The sequence below is a fragment of the Amphritea atlantica genome, from assembly GCF_018860855.1.
In the GTDB taxonomy this organism is placed as follows: Bacteria; Pseudomonadota; Gammaproteobacteria; order Pseudomonadales; family Balneatricaceae; genus Amphritea; species Amphritea atlantica_A.
Map to the genome: position 1 here is coordinate 1 of NZ_JAHKQE010000039.1, position 6,775 is coordinate 6,775.

Annotated in this window: 6 protein-coding genes; all 6 read left to right on the forward strand. The window is 43.9% G+C overall.

Annotated elements, in window-relative coordinates; translation table 11 throughout:
• Positions 1–611: 611 nt before the first annotated feature.
• The gene (mobI, locus tag KO512_RS16305; protein ID WP_215953411.1) at positions 612–1,163 is read left to right on the forward strand and encodes a conjugative transfer protein MobI(A/C); all 552 of its coding nucleotides are present in this window, start codon (positions 612–614) and stop codon (positions 1,161–1,163) included.
• 87 nt (positions 1,164–1,250) lie between these two features.
• Positions 1,251–1,568, forward strand: coding sequence for a hypothetical protein (locus KO512_RS16310; RefSeq protein WP_215953412.1), 318 nt, complete (start codon positions 1,251–1,253; stop codon positions 1,566–1,568).
• 10 nt (positions 1,569–1,578) lie between these two features.
• Positions 1,579–1,716, forward strand: a complete 138-nt coding sequence (locus tag KO512_RS20550) for a lipoprotein (RefSeq protein ID WP_215953413.1) — start codon at positions 1,579–1,581, stop codon at positions 1,714–1,716.
• 1,244 nt (positions 1,717–2,960) lie between these two features.
• Positions 2,961–3,320, forward strand: coding sequence for an ArsR/SmtB family transcription factor (locus KO512_RS16320; RefSeq protein WP_215953414.1), 360 nt, complete (start codon positions 2,961–2,963; stop codon positions 3,318–3,320).
• Positions 3,321–3,322: 2 nt separating this feature from the next.
• Positions 3,323–4,033, forward strand: coding sequence for an arsenical resistance protein ArsH (gene arsH, locus KO512_RS16325; RefSeq protein WP_215953415.1), 711 nt, complete (start codon positions 3,323–3,325; stop codon positions 4,031–4,033).
• 395 nt (positions 4,034–4,428) lie between these two features.
• Positions 4,429–6,645, forward strand: a complete 2,217-nt coding sequence (locus KO512_RS16330) for a UvrD-helicase domain-containing protein (RefSeq protein ID WP_215953416.1) — start codon at positions 4,429–4,431, stop codon at positions 6,643–6,645.
• The last annotated feature ends 130 nt before the right edge of the window (positions 6,646–6,775 follow it).

Sequence of the window (6,775 nt, forward strand, 5' to 3'; positions counted from 1 at the left end):
CTCTAATTAGGTGGCCAAATTCACTATGCCACTACAAAATGCAAACTGACCACTTTTTTTCACAAATCGTGATCAATCGAGTTTGTCAGAGAGAGTTCTGACAAGTACGAGATTATTAGCAGTTTTTTTTCACGATTTAGAACGATCGAGTTTGTCATAGATATTTCTGACAAGGACGTGGCAGTTTGTAAGAAAGTACAAAGTGGTGAAAATTCGGATTGGGGCGTAATTTCCCTTCATGAAAATCTGGTCAGTTTGTCAGAGAGAGATTCTGACAAGAACGCGCCAGTTTGTAAGAAAGCAAAAAGGGGTGAAATTTTTGATGGGAGCAGAATTCCACTTTAAGAAATCTGGTCAGTTTGTCAGAGAGAGATTCTGACAAGGACGCGGCAGTTTGTAAGAAAGCAAAAAGGGGTGAAAATTTTGATGGCAACAGAATTCCCCTTTAAGAAATCGAGTCAGTTTGTCAGAGAGAGATTCTGACAAGGTCGTGGCAGCTTGTCAGAAAAGAGATTATTAAGATTCAGTCTCTCCGGTCTCTGACAAACTCAACGACTTTGTCAGAGAGGTAGGTATATGACAAAGTCATCACAATCAATGGGACCAAAAAAATGGCTTTAAAAGACAAAGAAAACGACGTTGATTTACCAAGCGATGTAATGAGCACTCTAAAAGACCTTGAAGAGCACATGGATGGCTATGATTTCATCCGGTACGGAATAAAATTGATCAGCGACCAGGCATACCGATTGGCTAGAGAGAAGTGCTACTTCTATCACCTATTTCGCGAAGACGCACACAAGAAGCTGAGCGAAAAGGAGTGGGGCTTCCTCATATGCCGAGCTAGACGGAACCCGAACTCAAATGGCATTTCAATCGATTGGTTAGAACAGAACCCTATTGCTAAAGATCGACGACGCAAGGGCGGACCGACAGTTCTTTCTAAACGTATAGCAAAAGGCAAATCTCAGAATTACAATCGGCAAATAGTCATCACATCAAAACGAAGACCATACGAAACTGAGCTTTATGATGAGCTTGAGCCTCAATTTGTCATGTTGCGGCACCTTTCAATGCTGCTAACGAAAGCCGAGCGCGCCATCCGAGATCTACAACAGTCACATATAAAAACTTTGAACAAGCTGGAGAAAGGAGAAGAGTAGGTTGGCGGGTTGCGTTTTTTCAAGATGCCTCATAATGAACTGGCAAGCACGAAATTCATTAAACGCAAGCGCAAGGTATTACAAAACATGAAACACGAATCCTATTGGCAACGAGTGTATGGATCCATCTATGATTTGTTAGGAGATGTTCCGTTTGAGCAATTCCTCACAAACCCATGGAGATACCTGGCATTAATAGCAGATATCGAATCGCCATATGGCGTATTTACAGTCATCAGCAATCCAATAGTTCCGCGCATAGACCCACCAGCTAAGATCCACCCCGCCGATCAAGTAATGGATATAGGTTTAATTAGCGATACGGCCAAGCATATTCTTTGGACCCGCGGTGTTTCTATCGTTGAATGCCCCCAAGAGTTAATGGCGAATTACACGCTTCACTAATGAGAAAATCATGAAGAAAGCTATTTCTATCGCGTTGTCGATCGCGGTTTTGTCTGGATGCAGTGAAACCAATCTTCGAGCCCCAGTAGGCGAGGAGATTATATGGAGCAGTCACTCTGAAAAACTAAAATGGACAGCTGCACTATAGGTCTTCCGCGTTGAGTCCGGAACAGCACATATCGGACGATGGTACAGCCTACCCCGTCTTCCGCGTCGAGTCCGGAGCCGCTTATATCGGGCGATGGTACGGCCTCCCCCCGTCTTCCGCGTCGAGTCCGGAACAGCGCATATCGGGTGATGGTGCGGCCTACCCCCATCTTCCGCATCGAGCCCGGAATGGCGCATATCGGGTAATGGTGCGGCCTACCCCCATCTTCCGCATCGAGCCCGGAATGGCGCATATCGGGTAATGGTGCGGACTATCCCCGTCTTCCGCGTCGAGTCCCGAACAGCGCATATCGGGCGATGGTGCGGTCTACCCTACGTTAATATATTGATAATAAGGGATTTTGTTTGTTTATTAATGAGTAGCTAAAGCGCGGAATACCTAGACTCTGTGGACGTTTTGCTGTTTTGGGTCACCTTAGGTGTTTATCCATGAGTAGCTAAAGCACGGAATACCTAGACTCTGTGGACCTTTTCTGCGGCTTTGGGTCGCCTTAAGTGTTTATCCATGAGTAGCTAAAGCGCGGAATACCTCTCCCACAGACACTATCATATGGCAGCAAATACACCGCCCCCGTCTTCCACGTCGAGTCCGGAACAGCACATATCAGGCGATGGTATAGCCTACCCCGTCTTCCGCGTCGAGTCCTGAACAGAACATATCGGGCGATGGTGCAGCCTCCCCTCTTCCGCGTCGAGTCCTGAACAGCGCAAAAGCATTCGATTACGACGACTTTTTATTGGTGTGTATGCTACATCCACCAGCATTATCATGAGACCGCTACTTAAACGCTTCCAAAAGCCTAATACGGGCTTATTTTGGAAAGAAACGCCTCTACCCTAGATGAATCAAAATCGCCCTCAGATAAGCTGTCAGAGCCTAATTTATCTACCTTTTATTTTTGGGTTTCTATTCGAAAATATGGTTCCCCAATCAGTTGAACCATGAAAAATCACGTACCCACTTGTTGAGCCTAAAAAAATTGCAATGAAGCACCGCAGTTCACCATCACCTTAAACACCCCAACGTTAGCAGGCCTAGTCTCCAATAGGTCCACCTCTTAAGTGCAAAAAACATATCTGCATTACCAAAAACCTCTAAAGTAGTAGCCAGTTTTTGTTGACCACGACACCCAGTATATTCAATAAGGTTATTGCAGAGGTTGATTGACAGCTTGTCAGCCGTTTATAATATTGTTATTCGACGATAAACGATTTGATGGAATTATGAACAAGCTATTTAATGAACAAGACGAATCTATAGCAGAGACTGCAAAGGCACTCGCTCACCCTGCCCGCGTCAAAATAATCCGCTTGTTACTCAGTAAAACATCTTGCGTGGGTGGTGAAATCACCGCTGATCTTGGATTAGCTCAATCTACAGTTTCTGAACATTTACGAATTCTGAAAGTTGCCGGCGTCATTGTCGGTGAAATCGAACATCCTCGGGTTTGTTACACTCTGAAGCCAAGTAGCATAAATACCCTCGCTAGCTTTCTAGAACAAATCAACATCAAAGCCAGCACTGCCAAAACCGATGATGGTCTGTGCTGCCCGCTTGAGAACCCTTTTGAGCAGAAGGATTAATCATGAATCATTTGCCTAATATCAATAGAGAATCATTCAAAACGCCTAGTAATACTGATGGGGTTGCCCTTGTGCCAAGCACGCATAAACCTCGTATCCTTTTATTATACGGCTCTCTCAGAGAACGTTCATTCAGCCGCTTAGTCACTCAAGAAGCAGCTTACTTACTAGAAGCGATGGGCGCAGATACACGTATCTTTAATCCCGATGGTTTACCATTACCTGATAGCGAGGAAATCTCACACCCTAAAGTGGTGGAATTACGCGAACTGGTGCAATGGAGTGAAGGCATGGTGTGGTGTTCGCCCGAAAAGCACGGCGCAATGACCGGCATTATGAAGTCACAAATTGATTGGATCCCGCTGTCAATTGGTGCGGTGCGGCCAACTCAAGGCAAAACCTTGGCAGTGATGCAAGTATGCGGTGGCTCACAATCATTTAACACTGTCAATCAACTTCGTATTTTAGGACGCTGGATGCGCATGTTGACTATCCCAAATCAATCTTCAGTCGCCAAATCGTTTCTTGAATTTGATGACAACGACCGCATGAAGCCGTCACCTTATTATGATCGCATTGTGGACGTCATGGAGGAGTTAATGAAATTCACGTTACTGGTCCGTGATAAAAAAGACTACCTCGTTGACCGTTACTCGGAACGAAAAGAGTCAGCTGAAGCGTTATCAGCAAGGGTCAATCAACGCTCAATTTAAAGGGCTAATATGAAAATATTTTATTTCTTTGTGTAGCCAATTTAGATAGTAAGCGAATGGCAGAGGGTGTTGCTCATCATATTCTTGGTAACGATATACAGACGGCAAATGCGGGCTCTAAGACGGTCTTCGTAAAATCCATTTACGGTTTACCAATTAAACGCTATCTGGAAGTATTCCTTTTGCCAGCCTATGCCTCTGAAAGCAATCCTGACACATCCTGCACTGTGGTGCAGCGATTCGAAGTACGAAGGAGCTGAAAAATAAAGCACAACCATGCATGTTGACGCTTAAAGAAGATCCCGACTGCTACCTATCAGGTTTTATTGGTAATATTGGATAAACGTTTCTCCCATAGGGAGGAAAGCAATTTACGAATAAGGCTTAACGGGTAAATGGATTCACTTTCAAAAAAAGGTGGCCTTATAGGGCTACTCTTCCAAAGTAAAATCACCAGTGCTGAGCCTGAACCTGAAGGTATTCGTCTTTTCAGAAAGTCGCATGATTCAGTTCTTGTTACTTGGGAGAAATTACTCGAGCCTCCAACACTGAAGCAAGGTCTGTTTTTTAGCTCAGTTATGATCCCTTCCGAGCAAGAAAGCTATGAGATCAAGTGGACTAATCATACGGACGCCTCTGACTTTCGAAAGAAGGTGCTGCTGTGCTTTTATAAACACCATGAAGCGACTGTAAATAAGGCGCTAAGCCAAATAAAAGATCAAACTGATAGGATTCATTATCTCCGCACTAGCTACTGCCTGAAGATATCTGAATATGCCCAAACGGTCTTAAACAAAGTTAAAGTGCCACCTGAAGACTTATACGACGAGTTGCCAGAGAGCCTGTTAGACAGCTTTGTGCTGCTTTATAAATGGTCTTCCCTTCATCCTGAATTCCTGAAAGCACAGCGTCAAAGCTACGTTGAGCAACAAAAAGAAGCTCATCGAGAGTTGTTCGACAGAATAGAGTCCAATCCCTTAACAGATAAGCAGCGTGATGCCTGCATCATCGATGAAGACAACAACTTAGTGTTAGCTGGTGCGGGAACGGGGAAAACTAGCACGATGATAGGTCGTGTTGGTTACTTGATTGATAGTAATCAAGCCTCAGCTAAAGAGGTTTTGATGTTAGCGTTTGGCAATAAAGCAGCCGAGGAAATGAGGGAACAGATTACTGAAAAACTGGGGATTGAACATATTACTGCTCGGACGTTTCATTCACTGGGGCAAAGCATTATTGCATCAGTAGAGAAAAAAAAGCCTGCTATTTCACCTTTAGCCACCGACGAAAAACTGCTCAACAAAACCGTTGATACCTGGTTCACTGAGTTGCTTAAAGATCCTGACTACCAGACTAAGACCATTCGTTACTTTGAAAAGTTCTTATATCCCGCAGCAAATCCTTTTGAGTTTAATTCTGAGGGTGAGTATATTGAATTTATTCGTGCGAATGAGATAAGAACGTTAAAAGGGGAAAATGTTAAGAGCCTTGAAGAGTGCTATATCGCTAACTGGCTTTTCAGAATGGGGGTTGAGTATGAATATGAAGCCTCGTACAAAGAAGCGGATACACGCACCCCAGAATTTAGGCAATACTACCCTGACTTCTACTTGTCAGAGCATGGGATTTATATTGAGCATTTTGGTATAGATCGCGACGGCAATACCGCTCCCTATATCGATAAGACCAGCTATAACGAAGGCATCGCTTGGAAGCGAGAATTGCATAAAGCGAATAAAACAAAACTCGTTGAAACTTTTCATTATGATCAACGAGAAGACGCTTTACTTCCAAGACTCGAAGCTCAGTTGATCGCCCAAGGGGTCAGCTTTGATCCACTCCCTCAAGAGGCTGTGTTGAACACCCTTGAAGAGTTTGGTGTTATCTCTACGTTCGCAGGGATATTGTCCAAACTATTACAGCGCTATAAAGCCAACTGCTATCATTTAGAAAATTTTGACGCCATTATTGAAAGTCATGAAAAATCAGCATTACTTAGAGCCGCTTTTGAATTATTAAAACCTCTTTTTGAGCGCTATGAGAGGCTTTTGAATCAGCATCAAGAGATAGACTTTGACGATATGATCGCTAAAGCTATCGTTTATGTGCGAGAAGGATTATTTATCTCGCCGTGGAAATTTATTCTCGTAGACGAATTCCAGGATATATCCGAACCCCGAGCGAGGTTAGTCACGGCACTAAGGGATGCTAGAAAGAACGCTTCCGTCTTTTGTGTGGGAGACGATTGGCAGGCAATCTACCGATTCACGGGTAGCGATGTATCACTCACGACCGGTTTTGAAAGCTTATTTGGGGCTACGAAAACGACGGCTTTAGACAAAACTTTTCGTTTCAATAACAGCATAAGTGATATCGCTTCTCGATTTATCACACAAAACCCTGCTCAAGTTAAAAAGCAAATAGCGACCGTTAAACAGACATCCTCGCCTGCTGTTCTACTGGTTAGAAAAGACATCTCTGCTGATAACACGGTTAAGCACGTACAAGAAATATTAGAGGCTATTTCTGAAATTAGTTCGGAACGTAAAACCGTCTATTTGTTAGCAAGGTTTCATTTCAAACTGTGTAAGCGATCAATAAACCCCATCTAATAACTTTGCGATTTACCCGCTAACCTGCACCCTCACAGTAAGCAGAGGGCAACGCCATGACGACCGAACAAAAACGCACCTTTTGGCAAAATCATATCGACTGTTGGCAAGGAAGTGGCCAATCACAGAC